Source organism: Oleiphilus sp. HI0066 (assembly GCF_001635725.1).
Window position 1 is genome coordinate 1 of the sequence record NZ_LWFH01000311.1, and the last position, 945, is coordinate 945.

At 44.2% G+C, this 945-nt stretch carries 2 protein-coding genes; both read right to left on the minus strand.

Going from position 1 to position 945, the window contains the following annotated elements; translation table 11 throughout:
• On the minus strand, positions 1-302 hold a 302-nt coding region (locus A3738_RS04555; RefSeq protein WP_156503956.1), incomplete at its 3' end, for an ATP-binding cassette domain-containing protein.
• On the minus strand, positions 283-867 hold the full coding sequence (lptA, locus tag A3738_RS04560) for a lipopolysaccharide transport periplasmic protein LptA (protein ID WP_068502532.1): 585 nt from the start codon (positions 865-867) through the stop codon (positions 283-285). The genes lptA and A3738_RS04555, both read right to left, overlap by 20 nt.
• Positions 868-945: the final 78 nt, after the last annotated feature.

The window sequence follows — 945 nt, forward strand, 5'->3', positions numbered from 1 at the left end:
CTCAGAATATTTTCATATACAGTAAGTTTTCGAAATATTGATGCTTCTTGTGGTAAGTAACCAATACCGGCTTTTGCGCGCCCATGCATTGGCATGTTGCTAATGTCTCTGTCATCAATGAGGATTTGGCCCTTATCCTTGGATACTAGGCCAACGATCATGTAAAAGCAGGTAGTCTTACCCGCGCCGTTCGGACCAAGCAAGCCAACAATTTGTCCTGTTTTGATTTCAAGCGATACGTCGATAACAACTTGTCGTTTTTTGTAGGCTTTAGCAAGATGCTTAGCTTGAAGTGTCTTCATTAGGATTCGCTTGGTCTAGATTGTCGTTGGTTTGTGAATCGGAGTTTTCACTTGAAGGCTCAGATGCTTGAGGGAAGTACTGAATCTTCACTCGTTTGCCACTATCTTGATCCCCTTTGGCGCGAATTGCTTTGTCCATGATGTCGTATTCAATGCGATTTCCGGAAAACGAATTGGTGTCCTGGGCGAGTGTGGCGTTGCCGTTAAAAATCAAAACAGCATCTTTTGCTTTATACGTGATTTGTTCAGCTTGGCCGCTGGTGTTTTGAATATTGCTACTGGCGTCTGTTTGCTTGAATGTCGCGGGTGTACCATTCGCAATGATTTGTGTTACGGCGCGTTCACGAGCAAAAACACTGATGTTATCTGCGGTGAGTGTTGTCGAACCCTGGCGAATGATAACGTTGCCGCGATAGGTCGAAAAACCCTGTGAATCATCGATCACGGCACTGTCGGATTCAATTTCAATAGGTTGGGTTCGATCTACGTCAATGCTGTGAGCATTGTGCGTGGCAGTGAGTAAAAATAAAGTGACTAGAGCTAGGCTATTAATTCGCCAAGTCATAAATACCTCTAACGCGTTGAGAGAGTTCGATTTTTCGATCGTTGAGCGATGCTTCTAATCCGATAGATTTAAGCGTGC